The organism is Bacillus sp. FMQ74, assembly GCF_001875785.1.
GTDB classification, from domain to species: domain Bacteria; phylum Bacillota; class Bacilli; order Bacillales; family Bacillaceae; genus Bacillus; species Bacillus stercoris.
Map to the genome: position 1 here is coordinate 157,963 of NZ_MOEO01000009.1, position 20,901 is coordinate 178,863.

19 protein-coding genes and 5 tRNA genes are annotated in these 20,901 nt (G+C 41.6%); 5 read left to right on the plus strand and 19 right to left on the minus strand.

Features of this window, described 5'->3' with window-relative positions; translation table 11 throughout:
• Positions 1–52: 52 nt before the first annotated feature.
• The 8 genes from BLL41_RS17165 to adaA all read right to left on the minus strand — a co-directional run bounded on the left by BLL41_RS17165 (position 53) and on the right by adaA (position 8,379).
• Complete coding sequence (locus tag BLL41_RS17165; protein ID WP_003234907.1) at positions 53–355, minus strand: ArsR/SmtB family transcription factor; 303 nt, start codon at positions 353–355, stop codon at positions 53–55.
• A gap of 587 nt (positions 356–942) precedes the next feature.
• Positions 943–1,305 carry a Na-translocating system protein MpsC family protein gene (locus BLL41_RS17175; protein WP_015715144.1) on the minus strand — a complete coding sequence of 121 codons (363 nt, stop codon included), beginning with the start codon at positions 1,303–1,305 and terminating at the stop codon, positions 943–945.
• Between the two features lie 56 nt (positions 1,306–1,361).
• Positions 1,362–1,652 (minus strand): DUF6407 family protein, encoded by a 291-nt coding sequence (locus BLL41_RS17180; RefSeq protein WP_071578778.1) that lies wholly within the window; start codon positions 1,650–1,652, stop codon positions 1,362–1,364.
• Positions 1,653–1,710: 58 nt separating this feature from the next.
• The gene (locus BLL41_RS17185; protein ID WP_071578779.1) at positions 1,711–2,238 is read right to left on the minus strand and encodes a carbonic anhydrase; all 528 of its coding nucleotides are present in this window, start codon (positions 2,236–2,238) and stop codon (positions 1,711–1,713) included.
• Positions 2,239–2,306: 68 nt separating this feature from the next.
• Complete coding sequence (locus BLL41_RS17190; protein WP_071578780.1) at positions 2,307–4,919, minus strand: DUF2309 domain-containing protein; 2,613 nt, start codon at positions 4,917–4,919, stop codon at positions 2,307–2,309.
• A 14-nt stretch (positions 4,920–4,933) separates the two neighbouring features.
• Positions 4,934–6,451 carry an NADH dehydrogenase subunit 5 gene (locus BLL41_RS17195; RefSeq protein ID WP_071578781.1) on the minus strand — a complete coding sequence of 506 codons (1,518 nt, stop codon included), beginning with the start codon at positions 6,449–6,451 and terminating at the stop codon, positions 4,934–4,936.
• A 772-nt stretch (positions 6,452–7,223) separates the two neighbouring features.
• Entirely contained in the window at positions 7,224–7,757 is a 534-nt protein-coding gene (gene adaB / locus BLL41_RS17200; RefSeq protein WP_071578782.1) for a methylated-DNA--[protein]-cysteine S-methyltransferase, read from the minus strand.
• Entirely contained in the window at positions 7,741–8,379 is a 639-nt protein-coding gene (gene adaA, locus BLL41_RS17205) for a bifunctional transcriptional activator/DNA repair enzyme AdaA (RefSeq protein ID WP_071578783.1), read from the minus strand. Before adaA ends, adaB begins: the two co-directional genes overlap by 17 nt.
• Before the next feature lie 274 nt (positions 8,380–8,653).
• Between adaA and alkA the strand changes: the two genes are divergently transcribed.
• Positions 8,654–9,565: a DNA-3-methyladenine glycosidase II gene (gene alkA / locus BLL41_RS17210; protein WP_071578784.1), complete on the plus strand. Its 912-nt coding sequence runs from the start codon at positions 8,654–8,656 to the stop codon at positions 9,563–9,565.
• A gap of 440 nt (positions 9,566–10,005) precedes the next feature.
• On the opposite strand, the gene glmS is transcribed toward alkA, so the two are convergent.
• From glmS to BLL41_RS17265, 11 genes are all read right to left on the minus strand, one after another.
• Positions 10,006–11,808, minus strand: a complete 1,803-nt coding sequence (glmS, locus tag BLL41_RS17215; RefSeq protein WP_071578785.1) for a glutamine--fructose-6-phosphate transaminase (isomerizing) — start codon at positions 11,806–11,808, stop codon at positions 10,006–10,008.
• A 433-nt stretch (positions 11,809–12,241) separates the two neighbouring features.
• Positions 12,242–13,588: a phosphoglucosamine mutase gene (gene glmM / locus BLL41_RS17220; protein ID WP_071578786.1), complete on the minus strand. Its 1,347-nt coding sequence runs from the start codon at positions 13,586–13,588 to the stop codon at positions 12,242–12,244.
• An 18-nt stretch (positions 13,589–13,606) separates the two neighbouring features.
• Entirely contained in the window at positions 13,607–15,049 is a 1,443-nt protein-coding gene (gene cdaR / locus BLL41_RS17225) for a CdaA regulatory protein CdaR (RefSeq protein ID WP_071578787.1), read from the minus strand.
• A complete protein-coding gene (gene cdaA / locus BLL41_RS17230) occupies positions 15,042–15,863 on the minus strand; it encodes a diadenylate cyclase CdaA (protein ID WP_014662568.1) in 822 nt (273 codons plus the stop codon). Before cdaA ends, cdaR begins: the two co-directional genes overlap by 8 nt.
• Before the next feature lie 159 nt (positions 15,864–16,022).
• Positions 16,023–16,649: an anti-sigma-W factor RsiW gene (gene rsiW / locus BLL41_RS17235; RefSeq protein ID WP_071578788.1), complete on the minus strand. Its 627-nt coding sequence runs from the start codon at positions 16,647–16,649 to the stop codon at positions 16,023–16,025.
• Positions 16,650–16,662: 13 nt separating this feature from the next.
• Positions 16,663–17,226: an RNA polymerase sigma factor SigW gene (gene sigW, locus BLL41_RS17240; protein ID WP_003223646.1), complete on the minus strand. Its 564-nt coding sequence runs from the start codon at positions 17,224–17,226 to the stop codon at positions 16,663–16,665.
• Positions 17,227–17,456: 230 nt separating this feature from the next.
• Positions 17,457–17,528 (minus strand) — tRNA-Gln (locus BLL41_RS17245).
• Positions 17,529–17,532: 4 nt separating this feature from the next.
• Positions 17,533–17,617: transfer RNA gene (locus BLL41_RS17250), tRNA-Tyr, on the minus strand.
• A gap of 22 nt (positions 17,618–17,639) precedes the next feature.
• Positions 17,640–17,712, minus strand: a tRNA-Thr gene (locus BLL41_RS17255).
• Positions 17,713–17,716: 4 nt separating this feature from the next.
• Positions 17,717–17,792 (minus strand) — tRNA-Val (locus BLL41_RS17260).
• A gap of 3 nt (positions 17,793–17,795) precedes the next feature.
• Positions 17,796–17,870 (minus strand) — tRNA-Glu (locus BLL41_RS17265).
• 179 nt (positions 17,871–18,049) lie between these two features.
• Between BLL41_RS17265 and BLL41_RS17270 the strand changes: the two genes are divergently transcribed.
• The 4 genes from BLL41_RS17270 to BLL41_RS17285 all read left to right on the plus strand — a co-directional run bounded on the left by BLL41_RS17270 (position 18,050) and on the right by BLL41_RS17285 (position 20,892).
• Positions 18,050–18,505, plus strand: a complete 456-nt coding sequence (locus tag BLL41_RS17270; RefSeq protein WP_071578789.1) for a 2-thiouracil desulfurase family protein — start codon at positions 18,050–18,052, stop codon at positions 18,503–18,505.
• Positions 18,506–18,517: 12 nt separating this feature from the next.
• Positions 18,518–19,000, plus strand: coding sequence for a GNAT family N-acetyltransferase (locus BLL41_RS17275; protein WP_071578790.1), 483 nt, complete (start codon positions 18,518–18,520; stop codon positions 18,998–19,000).
• Positions 19,001–19,109: 109 nt separating this feature from the next.
• Positions 19,110–20,024 (plus strand): N-acetylmuramic acid 6-phosphate etherase, encoded by a 915-nt coding sequence (murQ, locus tag BLL41_RS17280; RefSeq protein ID WP_071578791.1) that lies wholly within the window; start codon positions 19,110–19,112, stop codon positions 20,022–20,024.
• Positions 20,025–20,040: 16 nt separating this feature from the next.
• Positions 20,041–20,892 carry a MurR/RpiR family transcriptional regulator gene (locus BLL41_RS17285; protein WP_071578792.1) on the plus strand — a complete coding sequence of 284 codons (852 nt, stop codon included), beginning with the start codon at positions 20,041–20,043 and terminating at the stop codon, positions 20,890–20,892.
• The last annotated feature ends 9 nt before the right edge of the window (positions 20,893–20,901 follow it).

Consider the following 20,901-nt stretch of genomic DNA (forward strand, 5'->3'; position numbering starts at 1 on the left):
GTAATATGTCGATATGTATGGTGTAAAAATAAACATCTTTTGATGTTTATTTTTATATCTCTGTTTTAAGAAAGTCAGCAAGTTTCCCAATGGCTTCTTCATCTCTTTTGTAATATGTGTACTTTCCAATACGCTCCGCCTTAATCAAGCCGGCTCTTAAAAGGATGGTAAGATATTGAGAAGCTGTCGATTGCGTCATTTTCAATTTGTCTGTTATTTGACTGACACATACCCCGATTGTGTTCATATCAATCCCTTCATGGGGTGCAAAATGACGATCGGGCTCCTTCAGCCATTGTAAAATTTGCAGCCTTGATTCATTTGATAAAGCTTTAAATACTTCAATTGGCTCCATATCAAATATTATATCGTTATATTTCGATATGTCAATTCGTTTTTTGGTACTCAGCTTTTTTCAGACTAATTCTGAGAAATGAAACTGAAGACAGCATATCAAAAACCCTACACTTTCGAATGGGTCTCATATTCATATTATTCTTGGGGGAACCCGGCGGTGACTTTGTTAATCGAAGCAAAGCTTCTAATTTAAATCAATAAAACCCTTTGGCTAAGGGGGTAAACAACACTATTCGCAAGGTTACGAGGCCTACGTTTCACGGATGTTTGTGTTCGGGTATTTTGGATGTTTTTCATGACTTCCAGTTAAAATGAATTTAGCATTGACTAAGCACCAGCATCACATTCATGCATTTTAATTAGATGTAAAAAAACATCCGCTCGTAACAAAAGCGGATGTTAGATCTTTCGGCAGGAATAACAAGACAGTGTGTTATGAATTGATATCTCTTTATGTCCGCTTAGGTTATGAATAAAAAATATTAATGATGACATAATTGTAAAACAAAAGAAGCAGCAGCTAATAATTTAAAAGCATTATGCCCTCTGCTTGGCTTGAATAGCAGTGATCATAAAATATTTACATTAAAGATTTTTCTCTAGATCATTACATAATTTAAATACCATCACTCGTTCACCTGTCCGGGAGCTTAAATCAGTATGAAAACTTTTCACTTTTTCTCCGGTTATTTTTAGGATAATATCCTTAAGACCTTCTATACCTGATTCGACTAACTCCGAGCGAGTTTGTTTGATAGATAACATACCCTCTTTTGATCCACAAACTACATATTCAGCTGGTGTTAAAATCCCTTTTAAATTGACGATGATCATATCCCGCAGTATATCAGTTTTAACAGATACAGACCCACGCCCAAGATAATCTTTCTCCCATTGAGTAATGGACTTACTGATCTCTGATTCAATAGAACCTTTCGATTTTTTCATATATCATACATCTCCTGAGCAAAAAATTGGCATATTCTATTTGTAATTTCGTCTCATTAATATTCTCTTACAACATGTCCTTCATATACACCTTCAATATCCAAATCAGTATTACCGTTTCTTATGACCACTATCATTTTGGATAACATATTTTCCTCCATAATAGAGTGTATATGCAAAAATCGAATGCTTCCTAAACGGGTTTCCTCAACTTCTTCATAAGATTTTAGATGATAAAAATCGATTGCTTTTCTTATTACTTTTTTCATACATTCCGTATTTTCACGATCAAACGAGTTCATGTCCTCTATTGTTTTCGTGACAAAATCAGTTAAATTAGAGTCCATATCTTCTCCTTAGAGCTGTTTTTTTCATATATAGGTGCATAGAAGTTCTTCCATTTCATCATGACAAGCAATGATCAGGTAAGGCTTGACCTGTTTTCATAGTAGGAACCTCCACAATTGATGATGTTCCATCCTCATGATTAACGATTAAACCTCGAACTTTAACATATGACGGCACTAATGGATGATGACGAATGATATCAACACTTTTTTCAATGGTGTCACTGCTATTTTCATTTAGCCATTCATCGACCGTGCCACCTAAAAATTCAGGTTTGCAATTTTGAAAGAGATAATCCAATGTTTGTATTTTATCTTTCATTGCTTCAAGTTGAGTTAGTCTATTATCTGTGGAAGTCCTCTTATCTTTTGTTCCTACTACAAATATCTCTTCAACATCTTCCTGGTAAATCGCAAAAATAACAGACCTCATGATTTCTCCATAAGGATGTGAAATACTGGCACCATAGCTTTGTATAGTCAACATACTTTCTGCAGGAGTGTTAGTCACTTCTTGTAAAATAGGCTCCAAGCCGTTTTCAATGTCCGTCAAAAATAATACTTTTTTATTTTGATTTCCATTCATTTAGCACACCTCTTCTTTATGTTTAGTATTGAGTAACAAATCCATTTGATAAATATTTAGATTCATAATTACCAGCTTTCCCAACATCCTTCTGGATCAATACTAGCCAGCCGGACCCATCCATTTTGAACTTTTTGCAGAAATGCTGAGTCATTATTTAATAACCGTTCCACATATTCTTTAGGTGCTTGAATGAGTATCAATAAACGAAGAGGAGAATGATAGGCCTCGTGATCTGATTTCATGACGGATTGCCAAGGCAGTCCGGCTAACAAGTCACTTGCATTCCCCTGCATAACGCCGAGACCTGCTGTAACGGTTTGAGTTGCTTTATTTCCGCTGCCATAATAATGAGGTGCTACCGTTGATGCGTAATATTGTAAATTAATCCATTGGGCCACAGTTCCAGGTCCTGCAATAATATTTGCTAGGATTTCGCCGCTTTCATCCTGCTTCCAATCATAATTATGGAGAAAGGTTCTTCCTTCCAAATCACAATCCTGGGTTAATTCACGTTGGCCGATAATAAAAGCAGCATTACGAGCCAGCCCCCATTCCGGACGTATCTCACTCCAATCCTCCGCAAATCGGTCTGCCTCAGCCTTCGGATTTTTAAGTTTTGATTGGAAATTCGGTAATTGGGCTAGACGTTCTGCGTTTACATGGTGTCTCACTTTCGGCATAACAGCTTCAATTTGTTCAAATGCTTCTTGTGCAGCTTCAGAAAGCTCCGGTACATAAAGCCAATGTAATTCATCCACCGTTGTATTATGTTCAGCTGCTGCAAACACCGTATCCTCAGGGATTTTAATTCCTTCAGTTAAAAGAGCTTCTCTTACTTCTGAAAGATTACATAAAGCAGCTAAAACTCTTGCATTGAATCCACCGGCCGCTCCACCGCAGGCACCACAGTCAAGGGCTGCGGAATAAGGATTATTGGTACTTTGGCTGCCGTGTCCGCATATCACAACCAATGGTGCGATATTATCTGTTAACCCCATCATTTTTAACGCTTGGCGAGCATAGTTCACTTTTTCATCTTCAGTAAAACCCACAGGTATTTCCGCCTCTGTATCATCATGATGAAGCGAGAGTTTTGTATCAGGTTTGCGCAGCCAAGCCTCACGGAGATTACGAATGAAACGACCCGCTTTTCTTGGCACAAAGCTACGTGCTGCCATTTGCACAGTAAGCCAAGGTCCGCTTAGCTCAGGCAAAAGTAAGCTTGAAAGCACATTCTGTTTCATCGTTTTAAATGTATAGCTTAACGAATGAACTGCTTGCTTCCGTTGATTGTATTTGTTGAATACATCCTCATCCGCGAACTCTTTTATTCTATTTTGCGGTTTTTGTATGATCGGCAAGGAGGCATGACTGTGTTTACTGCCAAGTTCACAAGTTGCAATCGGCACCCCGAAGAAACCTGCGATGCCAATCGTTTCAAACGGACCTTCTTTTTCTAGATGACGACGAAAAGGTTCTGATCGTACATCGATGCAGAATGCTAATTGAGCTAATGCAGATTTTTTACCAGTTTCACGTTGTTTCGAGATGATCTTCTGGCTTAATCGATCAGTGTAAGTTTGTTCCCAAGCTTCTAACCAAAGTTTCCTGCGAAGTTTCTCATCAAAGCTGTAGGCAAATGATAAATATTCGTTTTGTTCACTGGCCGACATCTGTGACCATTCCTCTAATGTAAGCCCACCCCAATGAATCCAAGCTGCTATAAGAGGAGCAATCGGAATTTTTTTCTCAGCTCGTTCATTAGTCAAAGGCAAATATGGCTTTATCAGAGCCCACTCCATGGATAATCGAACCGCTAAATATTCTGTTAGGAGTGCATGTTCATGGCTCGATTGTTGCGAGCGCCAAAGCATCATCCCTGCCCATCCAGGTAAGGAAAGCAAATGACCTTCAAGATAAGCCTGTATTTCTGATTCAGGGATTCCTAGTGCGAATAAGGCTTCTTGTAAAGCCAAATGTGCCTCTTGCGGCAAACCTTTTAACCTTTCACGCTGCTTTTTGCTAAGTGCTGGATCATATTGAATGAGATGCTGCCAGGCACGATAGAAACCTTCCTCCCGATTAGGCATTGTCCAACCGGCTTGAGAGTCATCAAGATATAATTTACTCCACTTAATGACATGATGATCTAGTATTGTGACTAGCCTTTCACCATTTTGATTCTCTATATACGAACTTAGTGGTTCCATAAAAACATTACCGATATGATCCAATCCACTACATTCACTTACTAATTTATCCAGCTCATGTGATGATAAAAGGTCAGAAGGTAATGGATCTAATTGTAATCCCGCATGACAAAATCTTTCTGCCACGTCCCGTGGGATTTGAAAGGAATGTGAATCAAGCCAACGCTGCAGCCCCATTTCCACAAAATCTTCATCAATCTCACCTTTATTCTTTGCTGAACGGATCATAGACGCACTTGGGTATATATCAACGTCACGAGTATGTTTCAACCAGCTTGCTACCTGATCAAAAGGCTGGTTTTCAAGTCCCATCCACGGATTGCGTGCAGCAAATGTAGAAATAGGCCAAAGTGGCGCAATCACTCGGCTGGCAGATGTAATGAAAACGTTAAGATCCCTTTCTTGAACATCAATATCTGTATCTATCTTTTTTACATTTTCTTTCGTTAATACGGATGTAATGCCCATCTCAGATTAGCTCCTTATGATAAATATTGTTTAAGGTAGTTTGGGTGACTCTCCACTGACTTTGGTTTTGCTTCACCTAACCGAACTAGCCAAAGATAGAGTATCGTGAAGAAAACGGAAGAACGATGACGAGCAACCCACGAACCTAAAGCACTGCCAAAAAGGAAAAGACATACGACAATGATGACAGCTGGCATTGGAGGCTGAACAGTTTGAGAAACGGCTGCATGCAGCCACTCATAGAAAAGGTTATGAATGATAAAATATATGAAGGCTGCTCCTCCTAAAACGATTAAGCCGGCAATTCGGCCAATTCGCCCCTCTCCAAAAGCTACAAGCTGAGTCCAGGAAACCGACAATGACCACCCTAAGATCAGCGCACTCATTAATTGATACCCGTCTCCAGGAGCAGTGAGCCAAAAAGCAACGCCTATAACTAAGGCTAACGTACGACCAGCCACGAGCCATAAATAGGATGATCTCTCCTTAACACGAGTCGATACTTCATGGCGCTGTACTGCTGAACCAGCCTGTAAAAACAACGTAGCTTTAAATAAACCATGTAAAATAAGATGAATAATAGCTGCTATATAAGCCCCTAGTGCACACTGAATGAGCATAAACCCCATTTGCCCAATCGTGGAGCCTACTAATTGGCGTTTATAATCAACCTGGACTAAACTAATACCAGTTCCAATCAATACAGAAATGCCAGCAAGCAGAAGTAAGATAATCGAAGCGATACCACCATGAAATAGAGGTGAAAATCGAGTTAGTATTATTCCTCCTGCATTTACTAAACCTGCATGCATAATTGCAGAAACAGGGGTTGGAGCAACAATAGACTCAACCAACCATCTTTGGAATGGCCATTGAGCTGCAGGAATGATCACTGCCAGTACAATCAATAGCTGAATCCCTGTTCTCTCCCATTCTCCCAGCTCAGCTAAACTTTCATTTGTTACAGCCAATGATAACTGCCATTGACCTGTGGCATGAAAAAGCCACATCATCGCAAAAAACAAAGAAAACCAACTTAACAAAAATAACCGGCCAGAAATCTTGGCTGCTTCACTAGCCACTTGCCAAGCACTGTTTAACCTTATAAGTAAAGTTAAACCAACAAGAGTTGCTCCCCAAAATAGAACCATCAAGCGGAGATCGCCACTTAACCACGTCATTGAAGCAGCACCTGTTGTAAAAGTAAAAAGCGCAAAATATTTACGATAAGATCGATCCCCCATTAAGTAACGTACAGAAAAACGCTGAATGATGAATCCAATTGCAAGAACAAAGAAAGTCATTAAACAAGCTAAGGTATCTAAGTGCCAAGGGCCAACGTTTCCACTCACGCTACTATTGGCAAGGATCAGTAAGGAAACCAAAAGTGGCAAAGCCAAGATCCCAATATGAATGCGAACAAAACTCAAGGGCACTCGCGGATGTAAAAACAAAAGTCCACTTATCCCAGAAGCAATAAGCATAATAAAAAATAATGTTAATAATGATGACAAACTCAGCGAAACTAACATTTCAAATTCTCCCTTTTTAAATGTCGTTATTGCTCATACGACCTTTAAATCAGATCATATTTTTCTATAATGAATACAAATTTTATGTGCCTCTATTTTTTCCAACAAAAAAACCGACAACCTCAAAATTTCAATGATGATTTTAGATCATTGAATCTTGAAAATTGTCGGCTTCACTTCAACTAACTTCAGCGAAGTTTTTTGAAGAGCTACCTTATTATTGGTCATTTTACTTTATACAATATTTTAAGTTCATTCTAAAGGAATGAAATCACCGCTACACTTTAATATAGTGCTTGGTTATAAATAAATCGACTTATGTTTCTCTTTCATTTAAATTAGGATACTTTTTCATCCTGTCAAGATGAGTTGAAAGAATGCTAAAGGCCTAATAATTTACAAACGAAAATAAACATCTGGTTGCGATTTTTAAGTTAAGTATAAGATATGCTAAATCTTAAACATTGTCAAGATGTTGGATTACAGAGAAAGACATATCAACCCCTTCTTTCCCTTCGAAAACACATTCCATTTTTTTCAGAAATCCAAGAACCCCTTGCATGCTGGTTTAATATCAGCTTCACAAACTGCATTCATTTGAGTCTCGTTTTTTTACATTTTCCACTTTTATTTAGCGAACTCTGATGCCTTTTGTTCTGGTCGGTTATAAAATATTTCATTTTTGCACCTTATAGAACAGCTGTCCTCATCATTGTCAAATGAGATCCGTAACCAAAAGTCAAAAATACTTCACAAACATTGTCCGGCAAAATTACTCATTGCTAAATGAAGCTCGTTTTTCCAGATCGAGGAGCAGTGTCTTCATTTCAAACCCGCCCCGATAGCCAGTTAACGAGCCATTCTTTCCTATTACACGATGGCACGGTACAGTAATTAATACCGGATTAGCCCCAATAGCCCTGCCTACAGCACGAACAGCTGCTGGTTTATTTATATCATGTGCAATGTCGGAATAGGATTTCGTCTGACCATAAGGAATTTCACAAAGTGCATTCCAGACTGCTAGCTGAAATGGCGTACCCACGTACTCAAATGGAACAGTAAAGTTTTTACGCTTTCCTTCTAGATACTGAGTGATTTCAACAACATAGGGTTCAAGCTTATCATCATCTTCTACAAGAGGACTTCCTGGAAAGTGTTTCTTAGCCCATTCGAACAATTCCTCAAATGGCTTGTTCTGTGAACCTACAAACACAAGCCCCTTTGAAGTGGAAGCAATATAAAAGTTCCAATCCTTAAACATCAGTAAAGACCAATAAAGAGTTGGCTTATTCTTTGTTTCCATTGAACGTTTCCTCCATTTCACTCATTTGGCGAAATTGTGCTGGTGTCTGTCCAGTTTTCTTTTTAAATAAAGTAATAAAATAAGATGCATTAGCCATACCCACACATATAGCGATATCTCCAATCGCTTTATTTGTCTGAATCAAATACTTTTTAGCCGCCTCGACTCTAACTTGTTGTATATACTCAACCAGCGTAATACCTTTAATCTTTTTAAATGTTCGATGCATATGATACGGACTCCCATGGCAAATATCAGCTAACGATTCTAGAGTTAATTTTTCTGTGAAATTTTTATCAATGTATTCAGTAATTAGATCAACCCACTCGCTATCAGGCATTTTTTCATTAGTAGGCTTACAGCGTTTACAGGGGCGAAAATTTGCGCGGAGAGCTTGTTCTGCGTTTGGAAAAATGCATACATTTTCTTTTTTCGGAACGCGAGATTTACAGGATGGTTTACAAAATATCCCTGTCGACTTTACAGCATAGAAAAATTGATTATTGTACGCTGTGTCATTATTTATAATGGCTTGCCACTTTTCATCTGTTAGCATTTCTACATCATTTAAAGTTCTATGATCATGGCTCTCTTTATGTCCGTTATTGATACTATCCGGCATTTATCTCACCTCTCCTTACAATGCTCATCTAATTCATTTTGAATTGAATCCCCGTTTAAGTTTTCGACACGCGTTTTTATATCTTGGGCCATTTTAATCCACTCCCGTTTAGCATTCTTGATAACTAACACTATAACCTCATAAATAGAAAAAAATAAGGTGGTTAGAATGTAATAGCAAGATAACAAAATGAGTAAAGCTTATTATGTGATAAAGTAAAATTTCAATCAGTGTGAGTTTTCTTATAATTATTTAAGATAAGGAGAATGAATAAGTGATATGGCATGAAGTCAATGACGTTATTGTAATTACATTACCTGAAATTTTCGACATGAATGCGAACCTAGGCTATCTAACTAGGGAAAAAAATGAATGCATGTACGAAATAGAGAACGATATCATTACAAAAGTTATTGCCATAGGGGAAATTCGGTCCTTAGTGCAGGTAAGCGTAATCAATAATAAACAAATGGTTGTCAAATTCTTAAATGATTCTAGACCTATTGAAAAGTGGAAACGGGAGGAAATTGTAAAATATATTCATGAATGGTTTGATCTTGATAACGATTTAACACCATTTTATGAAATGGCAAAAGCAGATCCATTACTTAAAATGCCTGCCCGAAAATTTTATGGATTGCGACTTGTCGGCATTCCCGATTTATTTGAAGCATTATGTTGGGGAGTTTTAGGGCAACAAATTAACTTAGCCTTCGCGTACTCCTTAAAGAAGCAATTTGTAGAAGCATTTGGCGATTCTATCGAATGGAATGGTAAAAAGTATTGGGTGTTCCCACCGTACGAACGAATTGCACAGTTAACACCTACCGACTTAGCAGATATTAAAATGACGGTAAAAAAAAGTGAATATATCATTGGAATTGCCAGATTAATGGTCAGTGGAGAATTATCGAGGGAAAAATTAACAAAAATGAACTTTAAAGATGCTGAAAAAAACTTAATTAAAATACGAGGAATCGGTCCTTGGACTGCCAATTATGTTCTAATGCGCTGCCTTAGGTTCCCAACAGCTTTTCCAATCGATGATGTGGGTCTTATTCATTCGATAAAAATATTACGTAATATGAACCAAAAGCCTACGAAAGATGAAATCTTAGCAATATCGTTTCCTTGGAAAGAATGGGAATCATACGCTACCTTTTATTTGTGGCGTATCCTTTACTGAATCATTTCAACTTAAACCGGAATGTACTCAATAAAAAGCAGACTGACCTTTAAAACCTAAGGTCCACAATTTAATGTCATGAATTTCTTGACCTTTATTAATTGTCATACAAAATCAGTTGTCATTACAATAGGCCCTCCGGTTTTCGGATTTCTAGGATCCTTTATTCCAAGAGTTCATCTGCTATTACACTAGAAAATTCAGGTGAAAGTAAAAGCAATTTCGCTCCACTGAAAAATTCATGCAATCTAGTAGTTTTATAGCCTTTTAAGTTCGTTGACCAGCCTTATGTGGAAACATCTAAAATCTATAGCCATGGCCAATCGAAGTCGGGTCCTGTACCACACCTTTATTAATACATTTTTCCACTGTAGATGTTCTTTTTCTTTTGGACATAAAAACACCCCTTTAGACAATCATATCCAAAGGGGTAAAACACTTTATTCTACTGTAACACTCTTCGCAAGGTTACGCGGTTTATCAACATCACAGCCGCGATGCAGCGCAGCATAGTAAGCGATCAGCTGCAATGGAACAACAGATACCAACGGAGCAAGCGCTGGGTTTACTTCCGGCAGTACGAATCTGTCATCCGCATCGTCTAGGCCTTTCAGTGAGATGATGCATGTGTTTGCTCCGCGAGCGGCAACTTCTTTGACGTTTCCGCGGATGCTTAAATTTACGTGCTCTTGTGTTGCCAGTGCAAATACTGGTGTGCCTTGTTCGATCAGGGCAATCGTTCCGTGCTTCAGCTCTCCGCCGGCAAAGCCTTCTGCCTGGATGTAAGAAATCTCTTTCAGCTTCAGTGCGCCTTCGACACATACGAAGTAGTCAAGGCCGCGTCCGATGAAGAAAGCGTTTCTGGATACAGTCAGGTATTCACGGGCGATCATTTCCATTTCGTCTTTCTGGTCGCATAAAGCTTCCATTGCGTTTGCAGCGATACCGAGTTCTTTGACGAGGTCAAATCCGATATCGATGCCGTTTTTGTCAGCAGCCACAGAAGCAAGAACCGCAAGAACTGCGATTTGTGCCGTGTATGCTTTCGTTGACGCAACAGCGATTTCAGGACCTGCATGAAGCAACAATGTATAGTCAGCTTCACGAGAGAGCGTTGATCCAGGTACGTTTGTGATTGTCAGGGCTTTGTGTCCGAGCGCTTTGACTTGAACGAGAACCGCTCGGCTGTCTGCTGTTTCTCCGCTTTGAGAAAGGAAAATGAAGAGCGGTTTCTTAGACAGAAGCGGCATATTGTAGGAGAATTCACTCGCTACATGCACTTCAACCGGCACGTTTGCCCACATTTCAATATATTGTTTACCGACAAGTCCTGCATGGTAGCTTGTTCCGCAGCCAATGATATAGATGCGGTCCGCTTCCGCTACCGCGGAAGCGATATCGCCAGGCACAGACAGCTTGCCGTTTTCATCTTGATACGTTTGGATGATTTTGCGCATAACAACAGGCTGCTCATCCGTTTCTTTCAACATGTAGTGAGGGTACGTGCCTTTTTCGATATCACTGGCATCAAGCTCAGCAATATAAGACGCACGTGTAATCACGTCACCATCAAGGTTTTTGATGACAACTTGGTCATCAGTGACGATTACCATTTCTTTATCCATCAGCTCAACATATTCGTTGGTTACTTGAAGCATCGCCATCGCATCAGATGCTACGACGTTGAATGTATCTCCAAGACCTACTAATAGAGGGCTTTTGTTTTTCGCTACAAAAATCGTTTCTCTGTTGTCGTTATCGAATAAAGCAATTGCATAAGAGCCTTTTAACAGTGTAAGTGTTTTGCGGAACGCTTCTTCTGTCTCAAGTCCTCCATTGACAAATTGCTCGATTACTTGAACGACCACTTCTGTATCGGTGTCACTTTTAAGCTCTACATCTTGTAAATACTCTTGCTTCAGCTGAACATAGTTCTCGATCACGCCATTATGAACAAGTGTAAAGCGGCCCAATGCGCTTTGATGCGGGTGAGCGTTCAGATAGCTTGGTTCGCCATGTGTTGCCCAGCGGGTATGCCCAATTCCAGCTTTCGCTTCTACATTGGCATCCACAACTTCACGAAGATCTGCAATGCGTCCTTTTTCTTTGAACACATGGATCCCCTGTTCATTGGCAACAGCAATACCAGCAGAGTCATATCCGCGATACTCAAGCTTTTCTAACCCTCTTAATAAAATTTCCTTCGCATCAAGCTGACCGATATAACCTACGATTCCACACATATTTTTCTTCCTCCTAAGATTGTAAAAGGAGACGAAGAAAGTCAAATTTCAAGGGGACTTTCAATCGTCCCCTCCTACATGTTTTTTGGAAGATCATGTGATTTCTCTTTGTTCAAGGAGTCACCCCCTTGGTTTGAAGAAATCCTTACGGCTGTGATCTGTATACTCAGCCGGGAGGCATCCGCCGAAAATTCGATAACCTCCATCCTCGTCAACTAAGCCTTTTTCCGGGCGCTTAGTTCGGGCGCTATAATTATAGGTAAATCCATAATCCCGTCTTCTTTTCCTATTAAGAAAGTAAGAACAAGACAAGCTTGATTTTACAGCATGTGGCATAAACGGTCAATTGTTTTTTAAACAACTTTGCCGTATGTCTCACAATTATCATATGTAAACGTCGCTTGTCTTGTTCGCTCTCTGATTATAGACTTCGTTACTCTAATCCCATTTCTGACCGGACGACTTCAACAATGCGATTGACATACTCATCGCACAGCTCTTTCGTCTTCGCTTCAGCCATGACACGGACGAGCGGTTCAGTTCCTGAAGGGCGTACCAAAATCCGTCCGTCGCCGTTCATTTCTTTTTCAACTTCAGAAATAACTGCTTTTACTTTTTCATTTTCTTCAACTTTATATTTATCAGTCACTCTCACATTGACTAACAGCTGCGGGAATTTCTGCATTTCAGCTGCAAGCTCTGACAGCGGCTTGCCTGTTGCTTTCAAAGTGTTCATCAGCATGATAGCAGACAATAATCCGTCCCCTGTCGTGTTGTAATCAAGGAAAATAAGATGTCCTGACTGCTCTCCGCCGACATTATAGCCATCTTTTTTCATTGCTTCTACTACGTAGCGGTCACCGACAGCTGTCTGTACGCTTTTGATGCCTTCTTTCTCGAGCGCCTTATAGAAGCCGAGATTGCTCATCACGGTTGAAACCACTGTATCATCCTTTAAACGGCCCTCTGATTTCAGGTGTTTTGAGCATATGTACATGATTTGGTCGCCATCAACGATATTTCCTTTTTCATCAACAGCAATCAGGCGGTCGCCATCACCATCAAACGCAAGGCCGAGATCGGCGTTTTTCTCTTTGACAAACGCGCTGAGCGCTTCAGGGTGAGTCGATCCGACGCCCTCATTAATGTTTAATCCGTTCGGGGAAGTCCCCATTGTTGAAACATCGGCATCTAAGTCAGCAAACAGGTGTGTCGCCAAGGATGACGTTGCGCCATGTGCACAGTCAAGTGCCACATGAATGCCTGTGAAATCTTCATCGGCTGTCTGTTTTAAAAATTGCAGATATTTTTGTCCGCCTTCAAAATAATCGTTAACAAGCCCAAGATCGGCTCCGACCGGTCTTGGCAGCTTATCCTCAGGTTCGTCCATCAGGCGCTCAATTTCAGCCTCCTGTTCATCAGAAAGCTTGAATCCGTCTCCCCCAAAGAACTTGATGCCGTTATCCTGCACTGGATTATGAGAAGCGGAAATCATGACGCCAGCCTCTGCATCCATCGCTTTTGTCAAATAGGATACACCCGGTGTAGAAATGACACCCAGACGCATGACTTCTGCGCCAATGGATAAAAGTCCGGCGACAAGGGCTCCCTCCAGCATATGGCCGGAGATGCGTGTATCGCGGCCTATTAGCACTTTTGGACGTTGTTTGTCTTTTGTCAGCACATAACCGCCGAAACGTCCGACTTTAAAGGCCAGCTCAGGTGTAAGCTCACTATTAGCGACACCTCTTACACCGTCTGTTCCAAAATACTTGCCCATTTTATAATCGCTCCTTTTTTATTCCGATGAGGATTGTGAATCCGCAGTGGATTCATCCTCATCCTGATCTTGGTTTTCGTCTTGGTTTTGATCGTTGCTGTTTTTATCAGTGTTCTTTGTATCTTCTTGCTGATTGTTCTTTTGATCATTCGTTTGTTTATCTGTGTCGTCCTGATTCCCTGATGTATTGCTGCTGTTATCATTCGTCGATGTATTGCTTTTTTTGGACGTCAGCTTGATTTTGGCGTTTTTCCGCCCCAAGGACCAGGTTACATTCTGAGGCCCGTTCACTTCAAGCTTCACGCTATGCTCCCCGTCCTCTAAATCTGAAACATTCACATACAATTCAATATCTGATTTTTTCAGTTTTTTTATATTCGCGGGAGAACCTTTAGCCGTTACGTCTATCGCTTGTGATTCAGGATCAAGAAATTCAATGTTTTGTGAGCTGCTCAGCCCTACAGTCTTGATAGGGACATTCTCAAACTTCTGATCCGCTTCACTATCGACCTCTATATGCAAAGTCACCTTTGACGGCGAGATTTTTTTGACGCCGTCAGGAAGCGGAATATCTGCCTCGATATCGGAATCCTTGTTAATTTTGCTTAAATCTAAGCTGACGCCATCAATAAATTCAAGAGAATCCAACACATCCTGTGAGCCGTAAACCGTTACCTCACTGGGGCTGGATTCAATATTCGCTATGCTGACACCGTCAGGAAGGCTTCCTGTCCGTTCAATTTTAAAGGGCACTTTTTTACTTGGGCTTGTCACCGGAACGGTAATCTTGATGACCGAGGGCTCAACGTCGACAGGAAGCGCGTTTCCGTCTTTATCATAGACAGTCACTTTCGCTTCCTTTTCAATCGTTTCATCTGCGTTTTCCAAATTCACTGAAGCTTTGACAAGAGAAATATTATCGATCACATTTTTAGATCCGGTAATCTGCACATTTTTCGGACTGACAATCGGCTGCTCCGGAGAATAGCCTTTTTTCATCTTGCTTTTATTGTAATACTCCACTTCTACAGGAAAGCTTTTGGTCGTCCGTTCCTGTATGGTCACTGTCGTAACAGACGGATTAATTGAGATTGTCAGCCCATCCGACACGTTTTTGGCCTTAAGCTCAACCTTATGTGTGCCGGTTTTCAAATGTTCCATATCAGCGTATATTTCAAAGTTCTTGGTCTGCCTAGCCTTTTTCACGGCACTTGTCGAGCCTTTTATCGTGACATTAACCGTTTGCGGAACACCTGTCACGACGTAATTTTCATCATCATAATACGCTTTAACCGGAATATCGGTCAGAGTTGCTTCATCAGTTGTTGATGTCGGAAAGAAAGATTCACCCGGTTTTTTCGGAGTCGGTGCTTGGTTGCTGTTAACCGCCACATAAAGCAAGAGCGCGAAAAGCAGAGCAATGATTTTCACAGCCCAGCGGTTGTTTAAGAATTTATCCATTTTTCTTGCCCCTCCAATACCAGCGGATAGAAGAAGTGTCTCTGGTGTTTTTCTTAAACTCGGCTTCAAGCATTTCTTTCAGCGCTTCTTCTGTCAGCTCTCTGTGAAGGTCGCCGTTCTTTGCCACACTGACGCCGCCGGTCTCTTCAGACACAATAATCGTCAAACTGTCTGTTACTTCACTGATGCCGACAGCCGCTCTGTGCCGCGTGCCCAATTCTTTTGAAATAAACGGGCTTTCAGAAAGCGGCAAATAACAGGCGGCAGCGGCAATTTCATTATTCTTCATAATCACCGCACCGTCATGAAGCGGGGTGTTCGGGATAAAAATATTGATCAGCAGCTCAGAGCTGACTTTGGCATTCAGTGGTATGCCGGTCTCAATATAATCCCCCATTCCAGTATCCCGCTCAATGGTCAGCAGGGCGCCTATACGGCGTTTCGCCATATAATTGATCGCTTTTGTGATGGCCTCAATCGTTTTCTGCTGCGCTTCTTCTACAGGCGTGCCGCTCCTTGAAAAAAAGCGGCCGCGGCCTAGCTGTTCAAGCGCTCTTCTCAGCTCAGGCTGAAAAATAATAATAATTGCTAAAAATCCCCATGTTATCGCTTGGTCCATCAGCCATTGAAGTGTGCTGAGGCCCAAATATTGGCTGGCCATACGAACAAGCACGATGACTACAATTCCTTTTAACAGCTGAACCGCTTTCGTGCCGCGTATTACCATAATCAATTTATATATCACATACCAAACAAGGAGAATATCAACGGCATTGCCGAGGTACTGCAAAAAAGGGATATCCTCAAAAGCCATTTCCTCGTCCTCCAAGATTTCAGTCATTTCTTATTTTGTGTTTTACGTGTTACGCATATGTACTTTACATAGCGAGCCCATTATATCACATTTCGATTTAGCAAGTGAAATGTGCCAGCCGCTCAGCCCGCAAAAAAAGAGCAAAGCGGCTAACGCGCTTTACTCTTCTCCGTTCGGATTGAATGCATTGAGTACACTTTTCCCCGCAGACTTCATCTTGTACCATGTCCAGTCGAATAATTGATTGATTTCTTCAATTTGACCGGTGACTTGTCCAGCAGAGGCCATATACTTTTCGCCGTTCACGACGGTTACATCCCCGTCTATTTTGCCTTTAATAATCAGCTTGCCGTTTTTAACAGTGACATCACCTTTAACCGTCTCACCTTCCGGCACAGTCACATTATGGTTATGAACCACAAGATTTGGCTGCTTGGACACGCTGAAATTGTGGTCATTATGCCAGCTGTTAAAAAAACCTCCGCCCATCAAAATGATGAATACCGCAGCAGCTGCGATAACGGGATGGCTTCTGAACCATCTTTTCACAGAAGCTCTTTTCTTCTCCTTAGGCAATTTTGCCATGACATTAGCGGTAAAATCCGCGGGGGCTTCGACATGCGATGTGCTCCGTACGAGCGCTATAGATTTCTCCATCTCGTAAAAATGCTTTCTGCATTTCTCGCATGTCTCCAGATGTTCATTTAATACGTGTTCATCTTTTGGAAGGATATCTCCATCAAGATGCATATGCATAAGCTGCACAATTTGTTCAGGACAGCTCATTTCATCACCCCACTTAAAGATCCCTTAATTGTTTTCTAAGAGCCTCTCTGCCTCTGTGAATCCGCGTTTTTACAGTCCCCACAGGAATGTTTAGAATCTCCCCGATTTCAATTAATGAGAGTTCGTCAATATACTTTAATACGATGACTGTTCTGTATTTGTCAGGAAGCTTTAAAATTTTCTGCTGAATCGTGTTTGAGAGCTCCAGCGACACAACTGCATCTTCAGGCAAAACACCATCTGCGGCGATTTGAGAATACATGGTCAAGCCTTCTGTACCAGCCACCTCTGCATCGAGGTAATAATCCGGCTTCTTTTTGCGAATGCGGTCAATGGTCAAATTGGTCGCGATTCGATAAAGCCAAGTTGAAAATTTCCGGTTAATATCAAAACTGTCGATATTAACGTACGCTCTGATGAAAGCCTCCTGTGCAATATCCTCCGCCTCATGCACATTGCCAAGCATACGGTAGCAAAGCTGATAAATTTTATCTTTGTAAATATCTACGATGTCCGCAAATGCATCCTGGTCGCCTTTTTTGACTTGTTTAATTCTTTTTTTAATCATCATTTCCATATTTATCTAACCTCTGCCTTCACCGGTCTGTATGTATACGAGCTTCGTTTCAAAAGGTTTCAATTTTTTTATAAAATAAGTTTATCAAATTTTTGGCAGGGTGTAGATGGTAATTCGTGAATAAACTACCTTAACTTATTTTTAAAATTATTATACAGACTGAATAGTTAGAAGTTGGAATGATTTTTCCGAAAAGAAAAAAGACACCTTTTGATCAAAGGTGTCTGTGACTGGGCTAGCTGGATTCGAACCAACGCATGACGGAGTCAAAGTCCGTTGCCTTACCGCTTGGCTATAGCCCAATAATGGTGGAGGGGGGCAGATTCGAACTGCCGAACCCTGAGGGAGCGGATTTACAGTCCGCCGCGTTTAGCCACTTCGCTACCCCTCCACATTAAATTTTGAAAAAACAGTGCCGGCAAGAGGACTTGAACCCCCAACCTACTGATTACAAGTCAGTTGCTCTACCAATTGAGCTACACCGGCAAGATGGTGGAGGATGACGGGCTCGAACCGCCGACCCTCTGCTTGTAAGGCAGATGCTCTCCCAGCTGAGCTAATCCTCCAAATGGTGACCCGTACGGGATTCGAACCCGTGTTACCGCCGTGAAAGGGCGGTGTCTTAACCGCTTGACCAACGGGCCGTTGTGTTCTCGTCGAGCTGACAAAAGTTATTATATACAGGTCACCCCCTGTTTGTAAAGAGGAAAATTAATTTTTTTATTTTCAAACTTTTTAACTCCTTTTTTAACTGAAAAAGCCTCCCAACTAAAGTCATTTATTTTATGATAGAGACAAGCAAAGCAAGAGAGGAGAAATCAATATGATTCTAGTCAGTTCTTGCCTTGGAGGCATTGAATGCAGATATAACGGCTCTCACGCAGCGACAGAGAAAATCAGAAAACTCGTCGATGAAAAGAAAGCAGTTATGGCTTGCCCTGAACTTCTCGGCGGCTTCTCTACCCCACGCGAACCCGCAGAAATCATAGGTGGCACCGGCGAGGATGTCCTCAATGGAACCGCAAAAATCGTGACAGCTTCAGGTGAAGATGTCACAGAGCTATATATGGAAGGTGCCGCTAAAACATTAGCTTACGCAAAAGAAATCAACGCCACTGCCGTCATATTAAAAGAAAACAGTCCATCTTGCGGAAGCGGCTTTATCTATAACGGCACATTCTCTGGCAAAAAAATCACTGGCAGCGGAGTAACCGCCGCACTGTTAAAACAAGCGGGCTACCGCGTCATTTCAGAAAACGAGCTTGACGACATATTGTAAGGAGGCCACCACATGACTCAAGACATTTCTTTATCCTTCTATAAGCCTGAACATTTGCCCGAGCTTCAATCATTCACGCTCACCAACGATGACAAACGCTTCACCTCCCTTCCAAAGGAGGTGCTGTCTCAGGCTCTGGGCATACAGGACCGATACCCGGTTGTCATCTTAAAAGACGACCTTCCAGTCGGTTTTTTCATTTTACATGCATCAAAAGAAACGATTGCTTCCTATTCTCACAATCCATTTGCTTTACTGCTCAGCTCCCTGTCTTTAAACGCTGTGCATCACGGAAAAGGGTACGCGAAAAAAGCCATGCTTTTGCTTCCCGCTTTTGTGAGCGGATATTTTCCATGGTGCGACGAAATCATCTTGGCCGTCAATCATCTGAACATACGCGCAAAACACCTTTATATGAAATGCGGGTTCCTTGATAAAGGACGGCGAAGAATCGGCCCGCTTGGAGAACAGTTGATCCTTCATCATTTTTTATAGTCTTGTGTGAAATAAAATTTCAAAAATTTAAAAACATAGTTGAAATATCATAACACAAATGAATATACTGAATATTGAGATATATCATTTTAAAACAGGGGGCATCCTCATGTCAGAATCATTAAACCTTCATCATCTTACAACGGAATCACGCAATAGCCAAACGGTTGAAATCCACAAAGCAAACACTCTCGGCATCCTCAAAATGATCAACAACGAAGATATAAAAGTCGCTGCAGCCGTTCAGGAGGTTCTCCCCGACATCAAAACAGCTGTAGACTGCGCGTATGATTCATTTCAAAATGGAGGCCGGCTCATATATACAGGCGCAGGCACAAGCGGCAGACTCGGCGTCATGGATGCTGTTGAATGTCCTCCCACCTACAGCGTAAGTCCTGATCAGGTCATCGGAATCATGGCTGGAGGCCCCGAAGCCTTTTTACAGGCAGCAGAGGGCATTGAAGACAGTGAAAAAGCAGGAGCTGAGGATTTAAGAAACATACAGCTCACGTCAAATGACACCGTCATTGCCATCGCAGCGAGCGGCCGTACACCTTACGCCGCAGGCGCCCTAAGATACGCCCGTAAAGTCGGTGCGCACACCATCGCCCTTACTTGCAATAAAAATTCCGCCATCAGCAAGGATGCGGATCACAGCATTGAGGTTGTCGTCGGACCTGAGGCCATTACAGGATCAACACGTATGAAAGCCGCAACCGCTCATAAAATGATTCTAAACATGATATCTACCGCTGTAATGGTCAAAATCGGCAAGGTCTACGAAAACTTGATGGTAGACGTCAACGTCAGCAACAAAAAACTAAAAGAACGCGCCATCAGCATCATCCAAAGCCTTACAAACGCTTCATACGAAACAGCCAGGAAAACCCTGGAACAAGCCGATCATCACGTCAAAACAGCAATCGTTATGCTCAAAACAAGCACAGATCAGAAACAAGCAAATACATTACTCGATGAAGCGAACGGTTTCATTGACAAAGCAATCGAAAATTACCACCCATGATAAGGAGAGAACTCGAATGGCAACAGGCGGTTTAGCGATCATCCAATCAATGAAGCATAAGCTCCCTCCATCCGAGCGTAAACTTGCAGATTATATCCTAACCCATCCCCACAAAGCAATCGAAAGCACTGTCAGCGAAATCAGCGCCTTAGCCAATTCAAGTGACGCTGCCGTCATCAGGCTCTGCAAATCACTCGGATTAAAGGGATTTCAAGATTTAAAAATGAGAGTAGCGGGCGATCTGGCAAAACCTACTTTTCAGGGCTACCGTGATATTGTTCCCTACGAGCCGCTGCCCTCCATTTCCGAAAAAGCGGCCGGCAATGCCATTCAAGCCATTCAGGATACTTCAGACCTGATGGACTACAAAGAACTGGAACGAGCGGTTTCTCTGCTTCTCAAAGCTCATACCGTGCATTTTATCGGCGTCGGGGCTTCCGGCATTGTCGCCAAGGACGCCCAGCAAAAGTGGCTTCGCATTCATAAACAAGCAACCGCGTTTACAGACACTCATCTTGTGGCATCTTTAATCGCAAATGCAGATAAAGACGACATCGTATTCGCCATTTCGTTCTCAGGAGAGACGCAGGAAATCATTGAACTGCTGGCCATGGCTAAGGAAAAAGGCATCACAACGATCAGCCTCACACAATTCAGTCAGACATCCGTCTCCGTACTGGCTGATGTCCCATTGTATACAGCCCATTCCAATGAAGCCTTGATTCGAAGTGCAGCCACTTCCTCCCGCCTCGCCCAGCTTTTTATGATAGATGTATTGTTTTTAAGCATGGCGGCTGAGCAATATGAAGAAACAACCGGCTATATCGATAAAACAAGAGCAGCCATACAATCTATGAGAAAAAAATAAAGCATCTTG